The organism is Actinosynnema sp. ALI-1.44, assembly GCF_001984155.1.
In the GTDB taxonomy this organism is placed as follows: domain Bacteria; phylum Actinomycetota; class Actinomycetes; order Mycobacteriales; family Pseudonocardiaceae; genus Kibdelosporangium.
Genome location: NZ_MTQO01000052.1, coordinates 439,294 through 459,138, shown reverse-complemented (window position 1 = coordinate 459,138; position 19,845 = coordinate 439,294). Strand labels below are relative to the sequence as shown.

The 19,845-nt window shown below is 68.2% G+C and carries 19 protein-coding genes; 15 read left to right on the top strand and 4 right to left on the bottom strand.

The annotated features are described in order from the left end of the window. Positions 1–115 precede the first annotated feature (115 nt). A complete protein-coding gene (locus ALI144C_RS40055; RefSeq protein ID WP_076992429.1) occupies positions 116–661 on the bottom strand; it encodes a YceI family protein in 546 nt (181 codons plus the stop codon). A gap of 88 nt (positions 662–749) precedes the next feature. Between ALI144C_RS40055 and ALI144C_RS40050 the strand changes: the two genes are divergently transcribed. The 5 genes from ALI144C_RS40050 to ALI144C_RS40030 all read left to right on the top strand — a co-directional run bounded on the left by ALI144C_RS40050 (position 750) and on the right by ALI144C_RS40030 (position 4,918). Continuing rightward, positions 750–1,244 carry a MarR family winged helix-turn-helix transcriptional regulator gene (locus tag ALI144C_RS40050; RefSeq protein ID WP_076992813.1) on the top strand — a complete coding sequence of 165 codons (495 nt, stop codon included), beginning with the start codon at positions 750–752 and terminating at the stop codon, positions 1,242–1,244. A 68-nt stretch (positions 1,245–1,312) separates the two neighbouring features. Then, entirely contained in the window at positions 1,313–1,927 is a 615-nt protein-coding gene (pgsA, locus tag ALI144C_RS40045) for a phosphatidylinositol phosphate synthase (protein WP_076992428.1), read from the top strand. Further along, a complete protein-coding gene (locus ALI144C_RS40040) occupies positions 1,924–2,829 on the top strand; it encodes a phosphatidylinositol mannoside acyltransferase (protein WP_076992427.1) in 906 nt (301 codons plus the stop codon). Before pgsA ends, ALI144C_RS40040 begins: the two co-directional genes overlap by 4 nt. Continuing rightward, the gene (locus ALI144C_RS40035; protein WP_076992426.1) at positions 2,826–3,956 is read left to right on the top strand and encodes a glycosyltransferase family 4 protein; all 1,131 of its coding nucleotides are present in this window, start codon (positions 2,826–2,828) and stop codon (positions 3,954–3,956) included. Before ALI144C_RS40040 ends, ALI144C_RS40035 begins: the two co-directional genes overlap by 4 nt. Then, positions 3,953–4,918, top strand: a complete 966-nt coding sequence (locus tag ALI144C_RS40030) for an NUDIX hydrolase (protein WP_076992425.1) — start codon at positions 3,953–3,955, stop codon at positions 4,916–4,918. The genes ALI144C_RS40035 and ALI144C_RS40030 overlap by 4 nt, the downstream gene beginning before the upstream one ends. Before the next feature lie 71 nt (positions 4,919–4,989). On the opposite strand, the gene ALI144C_RS40025 is transcribed toward ALI144C_RS40030, so the two are convergent. Beyond that, positions 4,990–7,107, bottom strand: a complete 2,118-nt coding sequence (locus ALI144C_RS40025) for an elongation factor G-like protein EF-G2 (RefSeq protein ID WP_076992424.1) — start codon at positions 7,105–7,107, stop codon at positions 4,990–4,992. A gap of 271 nt (positions 7,108–7,378) precedes the next feature. On the opposite strand from ALI144C_RS40025, the gene pdxS reads away from it, so the two are divergent. Continuing rightward, positions 7,379–8,284, top strand: coding sequence for a pyridoxal 5'-phosphate synthase lyase subunit PdxS (gene pdxS, locus ALI144C_RS40020; RefSeq protein ID WP_076992423.1), 906 nt, complete (start codon positions 7,379–7,381; stop codon positions 8,282–8,284). 160 nt (positions 8,285–8,444) lie between these two features. Here pdxS and ALI144C_RS40015 read toward each other — a convergent pair whose 3' ends face one another. Then, the gene (locus tag ALI144C_RS40015) at positions 8,445–9,053 is read right to left on the bottom strand and encodes a TetR/AcrR family transcriptional regulator (RefSeq protein WP_076992422.1); all 609 of its coding nucleotides are present in this window, start codon (positions 9,051–9,053) and stop codon (positions 8,445–8,447) included. On the opposite strand from ALI144C_RS40015, the gene ALI144C_RS40010 reads away from it, so the two are divergent. The 9 genes from ALI144C_RS40010 to ALI144C_RS39970 all read left to right on the top strand — a co-directional run bounded on the left by ALI144C_RS40010 (position 9,052) and on the right by ALI144C_RS39970 (position 19,420). Next, the gene (locus ALI144C_RS40010) at positions 9,052–10,194 is read left to right on the top strand and encodes a hypothetical protein (protein WP_076992421.1); all 1,143 of its coding nucleotides are present in this window, start codon (positions 9,052–9,054) and stop codon (positions 10,192–10,194) included. The genes ALI144C_RS40015 and ALI144C_RS40010 overlap by 2 nt on opposite strands. Positions 10,195–10,295: 101 nt before the next feature. After that, a complete protein-coding gene (locus tag ALI144C_RS40005) occupies positions 10,296–11,681 on the top strand; it encodes an amino acid permease (protein WP_076992420.1) in 1,386 nt (461 codons plus the stop codon). A gap of 62 nt (positions 11,682–11,743) precedes the next feature. Next, on the top strand, positions 11,744–12,361 hold the full coding sequence (gene pdxT / locus ALI144C_RS40000) for a pyridoxal 5'-phosphate synthase glutaminase subunit PdxT (RefSeq protein WP_237774541.1): 618 nt from the start codon (positions 11,744–11,746) through the stop codon (positions 12,359–12,361). A 25-nt stretch (positions 12,362–12,386) separates the two neighbouring features. Then, the gene (locus ALI144C_RS39995) at positions 12,387–13,139 is read left to right on the top strand and encodes a YebC/PmpR family DNA-binding transcriptional regulator (RefSeq protein WP_076992418.1); all 753 of its coding nucleotides are present in this window, start codon (positions 12,387–12,389) and stop codon (positions 13,137–13,139) included. A gap of 214 nt (positions 13,140–13,353) precedes the next feature. Next, positions 13,354–13,863 carry a DUF4262 domain-containing protein gene (locus ALI144C_RS39990; RefSeq protein ID WP_076992417.1) on the top strand — a complete coding sequence of 170 codons (510 nt, stop codon included), beginning with the start codon at positions 13,354–13,356 and terminating at the stop codon, positions 13,861–13,863. 204 nt (positions 13,864–14,067) lie between these two features. Then, positions 14,068–15,630 carry an NAD(P)-binding domain-containing protein gene (locus ALI144C_RS39985; RefSeq protein WP_076992416.1) on the top strand — a complete coding sequence of 521 codons (1,563 nt, stop codon included), beginning with the start codon at positions 14,068–14,070 and terminating at the stop codon, positions 15,628–15,630. Then, a complete protein-coding gene (locus tag ALI144C_RS39980) occupies positions 15,630–16,844 on the top strand; it encodes an alpha-hydroxy acid oxidase (protein WP_076992415.1) in 1,215 nt (404 codons plus the stop codon). The genes ALI144C_RS39985 and ALI144C_RS39980 overlap by 1 nt, the downstream gene beginning before the upstream one ends. After that, complete coding sequence (locus ALI144C_RS39975; protein WP_143231143.1) at positions 16,838–18,148, top strand: cytochrome P450; 1,311 nt, start codon at positions 16,838–16,840, stop codon at positions 18,146–18,148. Before ALI144C_RS39980 ends, ALI144C_RS39975 begins: the two co-directional genes overlap by 7 nt. A gap of 9 nt (positions 18,149–18,157) precedes the next feature. Continuing rightward, positions 18,158–19,420 carry a cation:proton antiporter gene (locus ALI144C_RS39970; protein WP_076992414.1) on the top strand — a complete coding sequence of 421 codons (1,263 nt, stop codon included), beginning with the start codon at positions 18,158–18,160 and terminating at the stop codon, positions 19,418–19,420. On the opposite strand, the gene ALI144C_RS39965 is transcribed toward ALI144C_RS39970, so the two are convergent. Then, entirely contained in the window at positions 19,381–19,824 is a 444-nt protein-coding gene (locus ALI144C_RS39965; protein WP_076992811.1) for a cupin domain-containing protein, read from the bottom strand. The genes ALI144C_RS39970 and ALI144C_RS39965 overlap by 40 nt on opposite strands. Between the last annotated feature and the right edge of the window lie 21 nt (positions 19,825–19,845).

The window sequence follows — 19,845 nt, the reverse complement described above, 5'->3', positions numbered from 1 at the left end:
GCTACCGGAGGCCTGACAAGGGAAAAGCCAGGCCCCGAACGCAGAGCGCCGAAAGCCTGGCAACCCGTGAACCAACTTGCGTTGGCACGCAATTTGTCGCGTTTGAGAAGAACGATCAAGAAGCCTTCTTGGCCTCGATCTCCAGCGCGACCTGGATCTTCTCGCCGACAAGCGCCCCAGCGGCACCGCCGTGCACCCCGAAGTCCTTGCGGTTGATCTCGGTGCTGGCCGACAGGCCGACGACCGGAGCACCGTCCATGCCCTCGCCGAAGCCGTTGACCTCCAGGTTGAGGGTGACCGGCTTGGTCACGCCACGGATGGTCAGGTCACCGTCGAGCAGGAACTCCTCGCCGTCGTGGCGCAGGCCGGTGGACACGAAAGTCAGCTCCGGGTGGCCGTCGACGTGCAGGAACTCCTCGGACTTCACGTGGTTGTCGCGCTGCTCCTGGCGGCTGTGGAACGAGCCAGCGTCGATGGTGGCGGTCACACTCGACTTCAGCGGGTCCTCCGCCGTGACGATCTCTCCGGAGAAGGTGCCGAACTGGCCGCGGACCTTGGAGACACCCAGGTGACGGACGGTGAACGACACGTCGGAGTGGATCGGGTCGATCGTCCACGTGCCGGTGATGTAGCCGGGGATGTTGATGGTCGGGGTGCTCATGTCTATCCTTTTCCGTGGGCTCGTTGAAACTTCAACCAGACCCTAGCGCGGTTTAGTTTAGAGTTCAACTATGGGGTACGATGAGGTCATGACAGAGGTCCGGTGGCTCGACGCCCGCGAGCAGATGATCTGGCGCGGTTTCCTCGGTGCGACCGGGTCCTTCATGGAGCACCTCGACCGGCAGATGCAGCGCGATTCCGGCATGCCGCTCGCCTACTTCGAGATCCTCGCCGTGCTGTCCGAGATGCCCGGCCGTTCGCTGCGGATGAGCGAGCTGGCGACGATGTGTCGTTCGTCTCGCAGCCGTCTGTCGCACGCGGTGTCCCGGCTGGAGGAAGCGGGCTGGGTGCGCAGGCGTGCCTGCGAGAGCGACAAACGCGGCCAGTTCGCCGAGCTGACCGAAGAGGGCTTCAAGGTGCTGGAGCGCGCCGCCCCCGGGCACGTCATGACTGTCCGCGAGCACCTGTTCGACGTGCTGACCGCTCAGCAGCTCGACCAGCTCGACGAGATCACCGCGGCGATCAAGATCGGCCTGTCCCCGCAGTGCGACAGCGCCAAGGCGGAGCTGCGGGCCGAGTTCTGACCGGCTGGGACTCCGGATAGGCTGCCCGTACCGCCAACCGAGTCGATCAGGGTGCCCGCCGAGTCCTCATGCTGAACATCTTCGCTCGTGCCTCGGTCAACCGCGTGACCGACCCGATGGGCGCATGGCTCGTCCGAATCGGACTGACGCCCAACGCGATGACAGTCATCGGCACCCTCGGCGCGGTCGTCGGTGCGATCTGGCTGTTCCCCAGCGGCCACCTGGTCGCAGGCACCTTCGTGGTGTGGGGCTTCGCCATGCTCGACCTGCTGGACGGCGCGATGGCCCGCGCCAAGGGCGGCACCGGCACCAAGTTCGGCGGGGTACTCGACTCCAGCTGTGACCGGATCGCCGACGGCACGCTCGGCGCGGCGGTCGCGTGGTACTGCCTAGCCGTCGCGCAGAACCACATGCTGGGGGCGGCCGCACTGATCTGCCTGGTCAGCGGCCAGGTCATCTCGTACGTGAAAGCCAGGGCCGAATCCGCCGGACTGCGCGCGGATGTGGGCATCGTCGAGCGCGCGGAGCGTCTGATCATCACACTGGTAGGAACGGGCCTGTACGGGCTGGGCGTGCCGTACGCCCTGCACGTCGCGTTGTGGCTGCTCGCGGTTCTGTCGGTGGTGACGGTGATCCAGCGGCTGGTCGCGGTCTGGCAGAGCTCGCGGGAGGAGACGGCGTGAAAGAACAGCTGGTCGACGCCGCGTACGGCGCCGGATGGGGCCTGGTGAAGCTCCTGCCGGAGTTCGTCGCGCGCCCGGCTTTCCAGACCGGCGCCGACCTCGCCACCCGGCGCAACGGCGCGGGCGCCCAGCAGCTCCGGCGCAACCTGCGGCGCGTCGTTCCCGGCGCGTCGGGCGCGGAGCTGGACGAGCTCGTCCGGCAGGGCATGCGGTCGTACTCGCGGTACTGGAAAGAGGTCTTCCGGCTGCCGACCATGGACCACCGCGCCATCGCCCGCCAGGTCGACGCGGTCGTCGTCGGCCGTGACGTGATCGACGCGGCCAAGGAGCGCGGCAAGGGCGTCGTACTCGCGCTGCCGCACACCGGCAACTTCGACGTCTCCGGCATCTGGCTGGCACAGAACTACGGCGAGTTCACCACGGTCGCCGAACGGCTCAAGCCCGAGTCAGTGTGGGAGCGGTTCCTGGCGTACCGGCGGTCGCTGGGCTTCGACGTGATCCCGCTGACCGGCGGCGGCAGCGGCCCGTTCCGCGGCATGGTCCAGCGGCTCAAGGACAACGGCGTCGTGTGCCTGGTCGCCGACCGCGACCTGACCAGCACCGGCATCCCGGTCACGTTCTTCGGCGAGGAGACCCGCATGCCGCCCGGCCCGGCCCGGCTGGCCGCGAGCACCGGCGCGACCCTCGCGGTGGTCGACAACCTGTTCACCGAGGGTGGCTGGGGCCTGCGGATCCACTCGCCGCAGCTGGTCGAGTCCCGCGCGGACGTGCCCGCCGCGACCCAGGCACTGGCCGACGGCTACGCCAAGGACATCGCCGAACACCCGGCCGACTGGCACATGCTGCAGAAGCTCTGGATCTCGGACCTGTCCGACACCCGCAGGGAAGCGCTCGGGCCATGAGGATCGGTGTCGTGTGCCCATACTCCTTCGAGGTCCCCGGGGGAGTGCAGGCCCACGTCGTCGACCTGGCCAGGGCGCTGCGCGGGATGGGCCACGAGGTCGACGTGCTCGCCCCTGCCGACGAGGACACCCCGCTGCCCGACTTCGTCCACCCGGCTGGTCGTGCGGTCGGCATCCCGTACAACGGATCCGTCGCGCGGTTGTCGTTCGGCCCCGTGTCGTACGCCCGAGTGCGGCGCTGGATCCGCGAGCGGGACTTCGACGTGCTGCACCTGCACGAGCCGATCGCCCCGAGTTTGTCGCTGCTGGCGCTGATGGTCGCCGAGGGCCCGATCGTGGCGACGTACCACACGTCCACCACGCGATCCCGCGCGCTGAACGCGTTCCAGGTCGTGCTCCAGCCGTTCCTGGAGAAGATCACCGCGCGGATCGCGGTCTCCGCGCTGGCTCGCCGTGTCCAGGTCGAGCACCTCGGGGGCGACGCGGTGCAGATCCCCAACGGGGTGGACGTCCGGTTCTTCGCCGACGCACGGCCGCTCGACGGGTACCCGCGCGCCGAGCCGACGATCGGGTTCGTCGGCCGGTTCACCGAGCCGCGCAAGGGCATGCCGATCCTGCTCGCCGCGATGCGCCAGCTCGTCCCGGACCTGCCGGGGCTACGGCTGCTGGTGGTCGGCCGAGGGGACGCCGACGACCTCGAACGGGAGGCCGGGCCGGAGCTCGCCGACCGGATCGACCTGCTCGGCCAGGTCGACGACGAGACCAAGGCACGCGCGCTGAGCAGCGTCGACGTGTACTGCGCGCCGAACACCGGCGGCGAGAGCTTCGGGATCATCCTGCTTGAGGCGATGGCTGCGGGCACACCCGTCGTAGCGAGCGACCTCGACGCGTTCCGTCGCGTCCTCGACGACGCGACGGCCGGCGTGGTGACCCCGGTGGGCGACCCGACGCGCTTGGCCCAGGCCCTGCACGGACTGCTGCGCGACCCGGCCAAACGCGCCGCGCTGGCCGCCGAGGGCGCGCGGCGGGTCGCGGCGTTCGACTGGTCGGTGATCGCCGGGCAGGTCCTGCGCGTCTACGAGACCGCGATCGCCGCCGACCCGCGGTACGTCGCGGAGGCACCATGACCACCGTGCTGCTCATTGTCGTTCCGGTGGTGGTGATCCTGGTGATCTGGCTGATGGCGACGGCGAACCGCCTTGACCGGCTGCACATCCGCACCGACGCCGCGTGGGCGGCGTTGGAGGCCGCGCTCGCGCGCCGCGCGGTCGTGGCACGAACCGTGGCCGCGACGGGAGCGGCGCACGGCGAGCTCCGCGAGATCGCCGACCACGCGGAGCACGCCGCCCGGCCGGACCGTGAGGCCGCGGAGAACGAACTGAGCCGTGAACTCGCCGCCGTCGAACGCGTGCGGCTCCCGTTGGCGCTCGTCGCCGAACTGGTCGACGCGGAACAGCGCGTGGTGATCGCCCGTCGCGTGCACAACGACGCGGTCCGCGACACGCTCGCCCAACGCCGTCGCCGGACCGTGCGGTGGCTCAAGCTCTCGGGAACCGCGCCGCAGCCGCAGTACTTCGAGATCGCCGAACCGGAACTCAACGGTGAGGCCGCGCCCGTTCCCCGACCGTCGGCGCGTGTCCTGCTCCTGGACAGCGAAGGGCGCGTGCTGCTGTTCCACGGGGGCAATCCCAGCGACCCCGACGACACGTTCTGGTTCACCGTCGGCGGCGGCGTCGAACCCGACGAGGACATCCGCGCCGCGGCGCTGCGCGAGCTCTACGAGGAAACCGGCGTCAAACTCGACGACGACGAGTTGACCGGCCCGGTCTGGCGGCGCCGTGCGGTGTTCAGCTTCGACGGCCGCAGCTACGACGCCGAGGAGTGGTTCTTCGTCGCGACCACGTCGACGACCGCGGTGGACACGTCCGGCTTCAACCGGATCGAGCTGGACACCATCGACGAGCACCGCTGGTGGAGCGCCGCCGACCTGCGCTCCACCACCGACACCGTGTACCCCGTGCAGCTCGCCGACCTGCTCCCGGAGCTGCTCGAGTCCGAATGGGACGGCCGCACCAGGCCCATCCGCTAGCCGCCGGGCTGTGCAACCAATGTGGCCTTTGTAGCGGTTTTCGCAACGAAGGCCACATTGGTTGCACAGCATCACGTCATGGTGGGCACGAGGTTCTGCGGCAGCGGGTCGAAGCGGCTGAACTCGCGGGTGAACGTGGCCGAGCCGGAGCTGAGCGACCGCAGGTCGATCGCGTACCGGATCAGTTGCGTCGCCGGGACTTCCGCGCGGATCACCGAGTAGCCCGGTGACGGGTCCGCCTCGGTGCCCAGCACCCGGCCGCGGCGGCTGGACAGGTCGCCGAGCACCGTGCCGAGGTGCTCGTCCGGCAACCGCACCGACACCGTGTCGACCGGTTCGAGCAGGGTGATCTGCCCGGCCGCGGCTGCCTCCTTCAACGCGATCGACCCGGCGGTCTGGAACGCCGCGTCGGAGGAGTCCACGCTGTGCGCCTTGCCGTCGACCAGCGTGACCTTGATGTCCACCACCGGGAAGCCGGACACCAGGCCGCGCTCGAGCTGCGCCCTGATGCCCTTCTCCACGCTCGGGATGAACTGGTTCGGGATCGCCCCGCCGACGATCTTGTCGACGAACTGGAACCCGGATCCGCGCGGCAGGGGCTCGACGACGATGTCGCACACCGCGTACTGCCCGTGCCCGCCGGACTGCTTGACGTGCCTGCCTTTCGCCTTCGCCTGGCTGCCGAACGTCTCCCGCAGCGGGACCTTCACCGGTTCGGTGTCCACGTCCGCACCGCCGGACCGCAGGCGCGCGAGCACGACGTCGGCGTGTGCCTCGCCCATGCACCACACCACCATCTGGTGCGTCTCGGCGTTGCGTTCCAGCCGGAGTGTCGGGTCACCGGCCACGAGGCGCGCGAGGTTGCGTGCCATGGTGTCCTCGTCGCTGCGTGTCTTGGCCACGACCGCGACCGGCAGCAACGGCTCCGGCATCGTCCACGGCGCCATCAGCAACGGGTGTTCCGGAGCGGACACCGTGTCGCCGGTTTCCGCGGAACCGACCTTGGTCAACGCGCACAAGTCGCCCGCGACGCAGTACGGCACCTCGCGCAGCGTCGCACCCAAGGGGGAGTAGATGTGCGCCACACGTTCATCCACGTCGTGGTCCTCGTGCCCGCGCTCGGCCATGCCGTGCCCTGACACGTGCACCGGGCGCTCCGGGCGCAACGTTCCGGAGAACACGCGCACCAACGACACACGTCCGACGTACGAGTCGACTGCGGTGCGCACGACCTCCGCAGCCAACGGGCCGTCCGGGTCCGCCTTCAGTTTCTCGGGTGAGCGGCCGTTGGGGTCTGTGACCGTGGGGAGTGCGTGTTCCAACGGCGACGGGAACGCTCGTTTGATGCCGTCGAGCACTTCGGCGAGTCCGACGCCGGTCGCCGAGCAGACCGGGATGACCGGGTGGAACGAGCCGCGTGCGACCGCTTTCTCCAAGTCTTCGATCAGGGTGTCCTGGTCGAGGTCCTCACCGGCGAGGTACCGGTCCATCAGGGTCTCGTCCTCGCTCTCGGCGATGATCCCCTCGATCAGCTCGTTGCGCGCCTCGGTCATCCGCTCGAGGTCGGCCGGGTCCGGCTCGCCGATCTTGGGCGGGTAGCCGTCGGAGTAGTCGAAGAACCGCTGGGTGATCAACCCGACCAGGCCGTCGCGGGCGGGCAGGTACAGCGGCAGCACCCCGGCGCCGAACGCGTCGCGGCACGCGGCGATCTCGGTTTCCGGGTCGGCGCGCTGGTGGTCCAGCCTGGCCACGATCACCGCGCGGGGCATGCCGACCGCGGCGCACTCCTCCCACACGGCGACGGTCGCGGCGTCGACGCCCTCGGCGGCGCAGACGACGAACAGGGCGGCGTCCGCGGCACGCAGACCGGCGCGCAGCTCACCGACGAAGTCCGCGTACCCGGGCGTGTCGATGAGATTGATCTTCACACCGTCGTGCATGAGCGGCGCGACCGACAAGCCGACCGATCGCTGCTGGCGCACAGCGGCCGGGTCGTGGTCGCAGACCGTCGTGCCCTCGGTGACCGAACCCGCGCGCGTCAGCACGCCCGAGGCGGTGAGCAGAGCTTCGGTCAGTGTGGTCTTCCCCGACCCGGACGGCCCCACCAGCACCACGTTGCGCACCTTGGCCGGGTCGTCCACAGCGACCGCGGCTCCGGCGTCTCCGTTCTCGGTGTGTTTACCAGCCATAGCCTTCAACCTCCCGCACGGACAGTGTTCAGCTGCAGGACACAATGTGCTCGATCTCACACCCGTTCGCAGGGTGGGGACAACCCCGCCCGCGTTCTGCCATCCGGTGGTAGTAACGGCGTCGTCAACGGTCTTGTGGGGGTGACAGGGGCCACACGCTGGGGATTTGACGAAGTGGCCTGGTGGTATTGCGTTAGATTGGCCCGTGGGAAGGGGCCACGTCCGCCGTAGGATTCGGTTAACCAATTCTTACGTCGAGAGGACGACTTCCGTGACCACCAGCCCAGAATCCGTCCCGCAGACCGGGACCGCCCGTGTGAAGCGCGGTATGGCGGAGATGCTCAAGGGCGGAGTGATCATGGATGTGGTCACCCCGGAGCAGGCCAAGATCGCCGAGGACGCCGGTGCGGTCGCGGTCATGGCGCTCGAGCGCGTGCCCGCGGACATCCGCGCCCAGGGCGGCGTGTCCCGGATGAGCGACCCGGACATGATCGACGGCATCATCGCCGCCGTGTCGATCCCGGTGATGGCCAAGGCGCGGATCGGGCACTTCGTCGAAGCGCAGGTGCTGCAGTCGCTCGGGGTGGACTACATCGACGAGTCCGAGGTGCTGACCCCGGCTGACTACGCCAACCACATCGACAAGTGGCAGTTCACGGTGCCTTTCGTCTGCGGCGCCACCAACCTGGGCGAGGCGCTGCGCCGGCTCACCGAGGGCGCGGCCATGATCCGCTCCAAGGGCGAGGCGGGCACCGGTGACGTGTCGAACGCGACGACGCACATGCGCAAGATCCGCCAGGAGATCCGCCGCCTGCAGAACCTGCCGGAGGACGAGCTCTTCGTGGCGGCCAAGGAGTTGCAGGCGCCGTACGAGCTGGTCAAGGAGGTCGCCGAGCTGGGCAAGCTGCCGGTGGTGCTGTTCACCGCCGGTGGAATCGCGACCCCGGCCGACGCGGCGATGATGATGCAGCTCGGCGCGGAGGGCGTGTTCGTCGGCTCCGGCATCTTCAAGTCCGGCAACCCGGCGCAGCGCGCGGAGGCGATCGTGAAGGCCACCACCTTCCACGACGACCCCGACGTGATCGCGAAGGTCTCGCGTGGCCTGGGCGAGGCGATGGTCGGCATCAACGTCGACGAGATCCCGCAGCCGCACCGCCTGGCCGAGCGCGGCTGGTAACAAGCAGGATTTCCTGACACGGCGACACAGCAACACGGCGATGGCCGGTGCCGCATGGCACCGGCCATCGCCGTGTCGCCGTGTCGCCGTGTCGCACCGCAGCGCAACGAATGCCGCCTTGGTTGCGTTTCGTGCACCGAAGGCCACATTGGTTGCCAAGTCAGCGCGCGGCGTGCACGAACACGTCCGCCAGTTCGGTCGCGAACGCGGCGACGTCCGTGTCGGGCCGTTCGAACAACTCCCTGGTGGCCGCTTCCAGGGCTGACATCAGGCTCAGCGCCATCACCCGCGGTTCGAACCGGCGGTACTCGCCGCTCTCCTGGCCACCGCGGAACATGTCCTCCATCTCGCCGAGCGTGGCTTCCCGCTGGCGTTCGCTCCATTCCCGTGCCTCCGGCGCGCTCGCCGCGATCCGGCTGATCGCGATCAGTTCCGTCGGGTGCGCCGCGCAGTAGTGCACATAGCCCTCGATCAGAGTCCGCAGCGAGGCCGCGTGGCTCGCCGAGCCTTCGATCTTCGCTGACAGGTCGGCGTCCATTGACTCGTGCACGGTGACCAGCACCTGGTTGATCAGCTCTTCGCGGTGGGCGAAGTGGTAGCTGATCAGGCCCGCGCTGATCCCCGCCCGCTTGGCGATCCGGGCGAAGGACGCCTTGGCGTAGCCGAGTTCGGCGACGGTCTCGATCGCCGCCTCGATGATCTGCCGCCGCCGGGCCTCCTCGATGAACGAGCGCCGTTCCTGGCGGTCTCGCTCATTTTCTGGTTGCATGACCAATAAATTAGTCGAGCAACCAGTCAGGGGGAACACCTTGCAGCGATCGACTTTCTTACGCGCGGCTGCGCTCGGCGGCCTCGCCGCCATCGGTCTGACCGGCGAGGCGAGTGCCGGGCAGCGGCCACAGCGGCGAGCCGGGGTCACCTACGACACCGGCGTCCTGCACTTCCGTGACGAGCCGCTCACCCGGGCGCGCTGGAGCCGCCAGTTGATGGAGCACGACCTGGACGTGATCGCCGGACGTCTGAACTGCCCGTCGGTGAGCGTGTTCGGCACCGAGATCTCCCGGCAGACGATGACCGCGCGCGCCGCGGCCGAGCGCGGCATGACTGTCTACGTGCAACCACGCCTCTACGACCACACGCAGCGGGAAATCCTCGACCACCTCGCCGAGTCGGCACGTCAGGTCGAACGGTTGCGCAGGCAGGGCGCGCGGATCGTCTTCGCGGCCGGGTGCGAGCACATCCTGTTCACGCCGGACATCGTGCCGGGCGCGAACTTCCAGGAACGCATCGCGAACATCGGCAAGCTGCCGCCGGAGGAGTGGCCGCACGTGGCCGCCCGCCTGAACGCCTTTCTCGCCAAGGCCGCGACCGTGGCACGCAGGAACTTCGGCGGCACGCTCACCTACGGCGGAGCGTTCTTCGAGCCGGTCGACTGGTCGGTGTTCGACATGGTCGGCGTCGACTACTACGAGTACTTCGAGACCGACGCCGAGTACCGCGCCGACCTCGCCAAGCTCCGCAAGTGGAACAAGCCGCTCACGATCATGGAGTTCGGCAGCTGCACGTATCCGGGAGCACCGCAGCGAGGCGGCTCCGGTTACGACATCGTCGACTACGAGCAGGTGCCGCCGGTGATCAGGCCCGGCTACGTCCGTGACGAGAAAGCCCAGGCCGACCACATCGCCCGGATGCTCCGGATCTTCGCCGCGGAGGGAATTCCGGCGCACATCTATACGTTCGTCAATCCCGAGGCGCCGCACTCGCCGGTGCGCGAACGCGACATGGACATCGCGTCGTTCAGCATCGTCAAGACCGTCCGTGACCGCTACGACGACGCGTACTCCCGTTACCGGTGGGAGCCGAAGGAGTCGTTCCGTGCTTTGGCGCGGCACAACGCGGACACTTGGTGAAGAATTCCCAGCTCATGACCCGTTGTGACGTTTGCCTCACGCTAAGTTTTCCTTAAGTACTCTCGATCGTGGCCGAGTCCACTGGCTACGGTTCCGCAGCTATGGACTCGGTCGACGAAGACGGATACCAAAAGGCGCTGGGCAAACGCCAGGTGCAGATGATCGCCATCGGTGGCGCCATCGGCGTGGGGCTGTTCCTCGGCGCGGGTGGGAAGCTCAACCAGGCCGGTCCGTCGCTCGTTCTCTCGTACGCGCTGTGCGGGATCGCCGCGTACTTCGTCATGCGCGCGCTGGGCGAGCTGGTCATGCACGAACCCAGCTCCGGCAGCTTCGTGACGTACGCCCGGAAGTTCATCGGCCCGTGGGCGGGGTTCGCGTCGGGCTGGATGTACTGGGTGAACTGGGCGATGACCGGCATCGCCGAGATCACCGCCGTCGCTATCTACGTGCACCGCTGGCTGCCGGACGTGCCGCAGTGGATCACCGCGATGGTCGCCCTCGGCGTGCTGCTCGCGGTCAACCTGCTGTCGGTGAAGCTGTTCGGTGAGCTGGAGTTCTGGTTCTCGCTGATCAAGGTGCTGGCCATCGTGGTGTTCCTGGTGGTCGGCATCGGGCTGGTGGTGACGGCCGCGGACATCGGCGGGACCCACGCGGGTGTGGCCAACCTGACCGAGCACCAGGGGTTCTTCCCGGCGGGTGTCGGCATCGCGCTGATGACGTTGCAGGCCGTGATCTTCGCGTACTCCGCGATCGAGCTGGTCGGCATCGCGGCGGGGGAGACCAAGGACCCGGAGAAGATCCTGCCGAAGGCGATCAACAGCGTGGTCTGGCGGATCGCGATCTTCTACGTCGGCTCCGTGCTGCTGCTGGCCATGCTGCTGCCGTGGCCGTTCTACAACGGCGGCGAGAGCCCGTTCGTCACGGTGTTCTCCCGGCTGGGCATCCCCGGCATAGGCGACATCATGAACGCGGTCGTCCTGACCGCCGCGCTGTCGTCGTGCAACTCCGGTCTCTACTCGACCGGCCGAATCCTGCGCGCACTGGCCGAGAAGGGCGAGGCGCCGAAGTTCGTCGGCAAGATGAGCGCGCGGCACGTGCCCTACGGCGGCATCCTGTTCACGGCGATCGCCTACGTGTTCGGCGTGGTGCTGAACTACCTCGTGCCCAAGGAGGCGTTCGACATCGCGATCGCCGTCGCATCACTGGGCGTGGTCGCGACCTGGGCGACGTTGATCATGTCCCAGATGCGGCTGCGTCAGGCGGCGTTGCGCGGCGAACTGGAACGCCCCGCCTACCGCATGCCGGGCGCGCCGTACACCGGGTGGGCAACGCTCGGCTTCCTCGCCCTGGTCATCGTGCTGATGGCGTTCTCCGACGGCGCCGAACGGATCGCGTTCTACTCGCTGCCCGCGATCGTGGTCGTGCTGGCCGTCGGCTGGCGGGTGATCTCGCGCCGCCGGGCGTCGGAGTCGATCCCGGTCGACTAGTGCGATGGCCCGGAGCGTCATCTTCTATGCTGGTAGGAGGCGTTTCGGGAGGGGAACCCAGGGTGACGGCTCAGCCAGTTGTCGGTGTGCTCGCGTTGCAGGGCGACGTGCGTGAGCACGCGGCCGCTCTCACGGAGTGTGACGTGCGGGTCCAGCCGGTGCGCCGGGCCGAGGAACTCGCCGGGTTGCAGGGCATCGTGCTGCCCGGTGGCGAGTCCACGACCATGTCGCGGCTGCTGGCGACGTTCGAGTTGCTCGAGCCGCTCAAGGCGCGGATCGCGGACGGTCTGCCCGCGTACGGCTCGTGCGCAGGCATGATCATGTTGGCCACGAAGGTGCTGGACGGCCGGCCTGACCAGCACCAACTCGACGGCATCGACATGATCGTGCGCCGCAACGCGTTCGGCAGGCAGGTCGACTCCTTCGAGGAGGACCTGGAGCTCACCGGCGTCGAAGGCGGTCCGTTGCACGCCGTGTTCATCCGCGCCCCGTGGGTGGAGTCGGTGTCGCCGGAGGTGGAAGTGCTCGCTACGGTGCCCGAGACCGAAACGGCGGGAGCGGCCGCCGGTAGGATCGTCGCGGTTCGGCAACGGTCCGTGCTGGCCACCGCCTTCCACCCGGAGCTGACCGGTGACGGGCGGGTGCACCGGCTGTTCACGGAGATGGTTCGGGCGTCCTGACTGGCGAGTAGACGACGGAGGAGAGATGAGCGGCCACTCCAAGTGGGCGACCACCAAGCACAAGAAGGCCGCCCTCGACGCCAAGCGTGGCAAGCTGTTCGCGAAGCTGATCAAGAACATCGAGGTCGCCGCGCGGACCGGCGGGGGCGACCCGGACGGCAACCCCACGCTGTACGACGCCATGCAGAAGGCGCGCAAGAACTCGGTTCCACTGGACAACATCGAGCGCGCGCGCAAGCGCGGCGCCGGTGAGGAAGCCGGTGGCGCCGAGTGGCAGACGATCATGTACGAGGGCTACGGCCCGAACGGCGTCGCGTTGCTGGTCGAGTGCCTGACCGACAACCGCAACCGCGCGGCGGGCGAGGTCCGTACCGCCATGACGCGCAACGGCGGCTCGATGGCCGACCCCGGCTCGGTGTCGTACCTGTTCAACCGCAAGGGCGTCGTGCTGATCCCCTCGAACGACCTGTCCGAGGACGACGTGCTGATGGCCGTGATCGACGCGGGCGCGGAGGAGGTCAACAGCCTCGGCGAGAGCTTCGAGATCGTCTCCGAGGCCACAGACCTGGTGGCCGTGCGCAAGGCGGTGCAGGACGCGGGCTACGACTACGAGTCGGCCGAGTCCAGCTTCCTGCCGTCGGTGTCGGTGCCGTTGGACGTCGACGGCGCGAAGAAGGTCTTCAAGCTGATCGACGCGTTGGAAGACTGCGACGACGTGCAGAACGTCTATGCCAACTTCGATGTGAGCGACGACATCCTGGCGGCCGTCGACGCGTAGAACGTCTATGCACTGTGTCGAATTCCATGTCAGCGACGACATCCTGGCGGCCGTGGACGCGTAGAACGTCTATGCACTGTGTCGAATTCCATGTCAGCGACGACATCCTGGCGGCCGTGGACGCGTGACGCGCTGTGTCGAAACCCCGGGCGGTGCCCGGGGTTTTCGCTTGGCCGGGTGATCGCCCGATCAGGTGAGCAGGCACAATGAGGGCGTGCCCGAGCCGCTGAACCCTGAAGAACAGAGATTCCGCGACTGGCTGCTGCACGAGACCGAAGTCAACGGTTGCGCGGTCATCGAGGTCCCACCGGACGAGGAAGGCGCGGGCTACACGTTCTCAGTGGGCGCGTGGCGCAGGTTCGGCGTCGCCGAAGCGGTCGTGCTCGGCCTGCCGGAAGGCATGGGCCCGGTGCTGATCAACGCCTACCTCGACCGGGCGAAGTCCGGCGAGCGGTTCCTGCCCGGCCAGTTGTACGAGGAGTTTTTCGAGGGCGTGCCCGTCACGGTCGAGCGCGTGAACAAGGGCCACTACCTCGAGTACTTCGGCAGCGCGTTCGTGCTGTACCGAAAGGGTGACTTCCCGGCGTTGCAGCTCATCCTCCCGACCGCCGAGGGCCACTGGCCCTGGTCGGCCGACGCCCCGGCGGGATTCTCGGACTGGCAGCACATCCTGACCGAAAGCGGACGGCCGGAAAGCTGGATGCCCGGCCTCAACGGTCCGTAGGGACCTCCGCACCACACTTCGCCTCCGGTGAACGGCGTTGTCCGCCGACTGGACGCATACCAGTCGGACCGTGATCGCACAACGCCCGGAAGATCGTTTGAAAACTGGGAAAAACAGAGCTGTCCGGTTATCGAACTACTTCGGGGCTACGTGCGTAGTCATGCCTTGTCGCAGCTGTCCTAGGCGTGTCCACGGAGGGGATGTATGCCCACTACCACGGATTATCTGGTGATCGGGGCCGGTCCAGCCGGGCTGCAACTGGCCTATTTCCTCGACCGGGCCGGTCGGGACTACCTGGTGGTCGAAGCCGGTTCGGTCGCGGGGTCGTTCTTCGGCACGTTTCCCCGACACCGGCAGTTGATCTCCAGCAACAAGCGGTACACCGGGATCGACGACCCGGAGTTCAACCTGCGGATGGACTGGAACTCGTTGTTGTCCGACGACGAGGATCTCCTGTTCACCAAGTACACCCCGCGTTACTTCCCCGCCGCCGACGACATGGTCCGCTACCTCGGCGACTACGCCACGAAACTCGGCCTCAACATCCGGTACGACTCGCGGGTCGTCGAGGTCCGCAAGGGCGAGGAGTTCGAGGTCGCCGACCAGAACGGCGAGGTCTACCGCGCGCCCGCGCTGATCGTGGCCACCGGACCGGCCAAGCCCTATCTGCCGGACATCCCGGGCATCGAACTGGCCGAGCCGTACACCACGGTCAGCGTCGACCCGCAGGACTTCGTCAACCAGCGTGTCCTCATCCTCGGCAAGGGCAACTCGGCGTTCGAGACCGCCGACAACCTCATCGAGACCGCCGCCGTCATCCACGTCGCCGGGCCGAACTCGCTGCGGCTCGCCTGGCAGACCCACTTCGTCGGGCACCTGCGCGCGGTGAACAACAACTTCCTCGACACGTACCAGCTGAAGTCGCAGAACGCGATCCTCGACGGCCATGTGCTGCGGATCCGCGAGGACGGCGACGGGTTCGTCGCGTCGGTCAGCTTCTCCAGGGCCGACGGCGTCGTCAAGGACATCCCCTACGACCGGGTCATCGCCTGCACGGGTTTCCGGCTCGACACGTCCATCTTCTCCGACGGCTGCACGCCCGAGCTGGTGATCAAGGACCGGTTCCCCGCGCAGACCAGCGAGTGGGAGTCCACCAACGTGCCGGGGATGTACTTCGCGGGCACGATGATGCAGGTCCGCGACTTCAAGAAGTCCACGAGCGGGTTCATCCACGGCTTCCGCTACACCGTCAAGGCGCTGCACCGGATCCTGGAGCGCAAGATCGAGGACCGCGAATGGCCGTACGTCCCGCTGGCCGCGGACGCGAAAGCGCTGAGCGACGCGATCATCGCGCGGGTCAACCGCAGTTCGGCACTGTGGCAGCAGTTCAGCAAGCTCGGCGACCTGATCACGGTGGCGGGCAAGGACGCCGCGTACTACGAGGAAGTCCCGGTCGACTACGCACACGACAACCAGTTCGCCGACGAGTACTTCACCATCACCCTGGAGTACGGGCCGGACCACGACAAAGTCGACCCGTTCGACATCAACGCGCGTCGCATCTCACCGGACAACGCGGACAAGGCCTATGACGCGGCATACCTGCACCCGGTCATCCGCCACTTCCGACGAGGCGCGTTGCTCGCTGAACACCACATAGCCGAGAACCTCGAGAACGACTGGACGAGCGAGGACAACCACCGCAAGCCGTTGACCGACTTCCTCGCCGACCGGCTGTCGCAAACGGTCCTGACTGTGGCCCCGTAATGCCCGTGTCGATCAGGGAGTTCGAGGCGTTGGCCAGGGACCGGCTGCCCCGAGACGTGTACGACTTCATCGCGGGCGGGGCCGACGACGAGGTGACGGTGCGGGCGAACGAGGACGCGTTCGCCCGCCTGCGCCTGGTGCCGCGCGTGCTGCGGGGATGCGGGAAACCTGATCTCGGCACGACGTTGTTCGGTGCCGAGGTCACGCTGCCTGTCGTGCTGTCGCCGACCGCCTTCCACCGGCTCGTCGACCCGGAGGGCGAGCGGGCCACCGCGCGGGCGGCCGCCAAGGCGGGCACGGTCATGATCACCGGCATGGCGTCGACGGTGTCGGTCGGTGACATCGCCAAGGAATGCGGCCGGGACCTCGCGCTGTGGTTCCAGCTGTACGCCCAGTCCGACGAGCGGATCACACGGGAACTGGTCGGGCGGGCCGAGGACGCGGGCTGCCGCGCGTTGGTCGTCACGGTCGACTCCCCGGTGTTCGGCAGGCGGGAACGCGATCACCGCAACGGTTTCCACGACCTGCCCGCCGGTGTCCGCTGCGAGAACATGCGTGACCTCGGCGGCAGGCCGGGCGTGCGCGACATCGAGATGGTCGCGGACCTGTCCTGGGACCACATCGACCACCTGGTTGCCACGACCGGTCTTCCCGTTGTCCTGAAAGGACTGGTGCATCCCGCCGACGCCGTCGCCGCGGTGGCGCACGGAATCAGCGGCGTCATGGTGTCCAACCACGGTGGCCGACAGCTGGACACCGTGGTCGCCACGATCGACGCGCTCGCCGACGTGGCCGCCGCGGTCGACATCCCGGTCCTGGCCGACGGCGGGATCAGACGGGGAACCGATGTGCTGAAAGCACTCGCGCTCGGCGCGGACGCTGTCGGCATCGGCAGACCCGTGCTGTGGGGCCTGGCGGCGCGCGGCGAGGCCGGGGTCGGTGAGGTGCTGGAACTGCTCCGCGACGAGATCGACCGTGCCATGGCGTTGAGCGGCTGCGCGTCGGTGCAGCAGGTCACGAGCGACCTAGTGTCGTGTGAGGCAAGGTTTGGCGGGTTCTCGACGGCCCAGGTCCCCGCTGGACGCACGGCCGAAAGACCCAAGTACAACCCGGTACGAGGGCCTTCCGGCCGCACGCCCAGCGGAAACCTGGAACCGCCGATAACACCACCAACCCTGCCTGACACGACACCAGTCAGGGAGCCACGGTGCTGACCGCCCTGATCGCCGCGCCGCTGGTGTTCCTGGTCAGCCTGCCGTTCTGGCTGCCCGCCGTGGTGGTCCGGCTGCGGCTGCGGATCTTCGCGCACGTCAACGGAACCGAGGGCATCCAGGTCGAGGTGGCACGGTTCCGCGCGCTGTACGAGCACCCCGCGGCGGACGGCCGCAGCCGCGGCGCCGTGCTGTCCGACCTGTTCTGGTACTGGCTGGCGCCCGGCCCGCAGGTGCACCAGGAACACCTGGAACCGGGGGAGCGGTACACCGAGGTCGCCCGGACCACGCGGCGCATCCTCGCCGCGGTGCACGCGCGATCCGCGAGCATCGCGCAGGAATGCGCCGAGCGCGCCCTCGACGCGCTCGGCGGCCGACCGGTGAACGCGGTCCGGATACGCGACCTGATGATGCCGATCTGGGCCGAGTTCTACTACCAGGTGGTGTTCGACGAGCCGTGCCCCCGGGAAGCACGCGACCTGATCGTGGGCAACGCCGACGACGTGGTCACGTCGCTCAAGTGCTGCGGCCTGCGGCACATGACCAGACGCGACAGCCTGACGCGGTACCTGGTGCGCCGGATCGAGGCGGGCGACGTGCCGCACGGCCTGCCCGACGTGCTCAGCACCCAGGAGCAGGCCTGGTACCTGCAAGGCACGTTCTTCAACACCGCGGTCGTGCAGTCCAGCGAAGCGATGGCGCACCTGCTGATGGCGATCGCCGAGCACGCCGACGTGCAGTCCGGTCTGCTCGACGGCACGGTCGACATCGACCACGTGATGGACGAGGCGCTGCGCCTGTACCCGTTGTTCGGCGTGGCGCACCGGATCACCACCGGCGAGATCGGGGCCATCCCCACGGGTTCGGTGCTGCTGTTCAACTACGCCGACTTCCACCAGTCGGGCTTCGACAACCCGGAACGCTTCGACCCGTCCCGGTGGAAAACGTTGTCGGCCAAGGACACCAACCACATCCCGTACGGCGTGACAGCCAACCGCGCATGCCCTGCCCGTGGGCTCATGCCCATCACCATGCGCGCGGTGACCTGCGCGACGCTCACGAGGTTCGAGCTACGCACCTCTGCCGGACACACCCGTTCGATCCCCAACCGCGGACCATGCCTGCTGACCGACCGGTTGGGCCACACGCGTTCGGTGCGATGGCGGCTGACGGTCATGCGTTTGCGTGACCGCTGCGAAGACGTCACGCGCAGTGTCACCCAACTCGTCCTGGGCACGTACATGGTCTGGGACGCGCGCCGCCAGCGCCTGTGTGGGCGCTACTTCGAACAACTGGCCGTGGACTGAGGGGACATCATGGACATCGCCACCACCACCGCGCGGTTCTTCCTCGCCGCTGTCGTCATCCTGATCACGTGCCGTCTGGTCGTGCTGGCCGCCCGCCGGATCGGGCAGCCACCGGTCGTCGGCGAGATGATCGCGGGCGTGCTGCTCGGCCCGTCGCTGCTGGGGCTGCTGCTGCCCGACGCGCAGGACTGGCTGTTCCCTGACGCCGTCCGGCCGATGCTGTACGTGGTCAGCCACATCGGGCTGGTCGCGTTCATGTTCGAGGTCGGCCACCGGTTCGCCTCGCACAAGCCCCAAGGCCTCGGCCGCCCGGCCGGTGCGGTGTCGCTCGCCGGTGTCACCGCACCGCTGCTCCTCGGCGTCGCGCTCATCCTGCTGACTCAGGGACACACCGGCGCGCTCAAGGACGGCGTGCCTGTCGGTGTGTCCGCGTTGTTCGTCGGCGTCACGCTGGCCATCACCGCGTTCCCGATGCTGGCGCGGATCATCAGCGAACGCAACCTGACCCATACCCGGCAGGGATCCCTGTCGCTGGCGGCGGGGGCGCTCGACGACGGCGTGGCATGGGTCCTGCTGGCGTTGACGATCGGTCTCGCCACAGGCGACCCCAACAAGATCCTCGTGACAGCGGGCGGATCGCTGCTGTTCGTCCTGGTGGTCTGGTTCGTCGGCAGGCCCGCTCTCGCCTGGGTCATGGCAAGGCCCGGCATCGGCATGGAGCACCTCGTGCTGACCACGGCCGTCGCGCTGTTCGCGGCCGCGTGGTGGACCGACCTGATCGGGCTGTACTCCGTGTTCGGCGGGTTCTGCCTCGGCTTCGTCTTCCCCCGTGGCGAAGTGGCCGAACGCGTCGTCAACTCGATCAGTTCGGTCACCAAGGTCGTGTTCCTGCCGCTGTTCTTCGCCTACTCCGGCCTGAACACGTCGTTCGGCCTGCTGTTCACCGTGCCGCTGATGCTGCTCGCCCTTGGCAGCATCGCGGTCGCGGTGATCGGCAAGTTCGGCGCCTGCTGGGCCGCCGCACGGCTGACCGGCGAGCAGAACCCGGTCGCCCTGCGGGTCGGGGTGCTGATGAACGCCCGCGGCCTGATGCAGTTGATCGCGTTGAACGTCGGTCTGCAGGTCGGCATCGTGACCCAGGCGCTGTTCAGCGTGCTGGTGCTGGTCGCCATCGTGACGACGATGATGACCGCGCCGTGGCTGAGCTGGCTCGACCGGCGCGCCGAACGCCGTCAGGCCAAGCGCGATATGTCCCCGGCCGCGGCGGGATAGGCGTCGGCGAGGGGGCCTGCCTCGGCGAACGCCACACTGTCGTCGTTGTACGGCGGTGCCATGAAAGTGCCGAGCAGGCTCCACTCGCCCAGCGTCTCCGTCGCCTGCCATGTCCCGGCGGGCACGACCACCTGCGGGCGGTGGCCGTCGGCCAGGTTCATTCCCAGCACCGGCCGCTCGACCGCGCCGTCGGGGTGCAGCAACAGCATCCGGGCGGGCGCTCCGGCGTGGTACGAGAAGATCTCGACGTGCTCGAGCTTGTGCAGCCGGGAGACCTGCGGTGCGACGAGCATGTAGTAGATCGCCGACGCGTGCGGGTGGCCGTTGAGGTTCTCCTTGTACAGACCGCCTTCCACCGGCAGCGGTCGCAGGTCCAGCGCCTTGATGATCTCTTCGGGCGTCACGGTCCCATCATCCACAAGCGT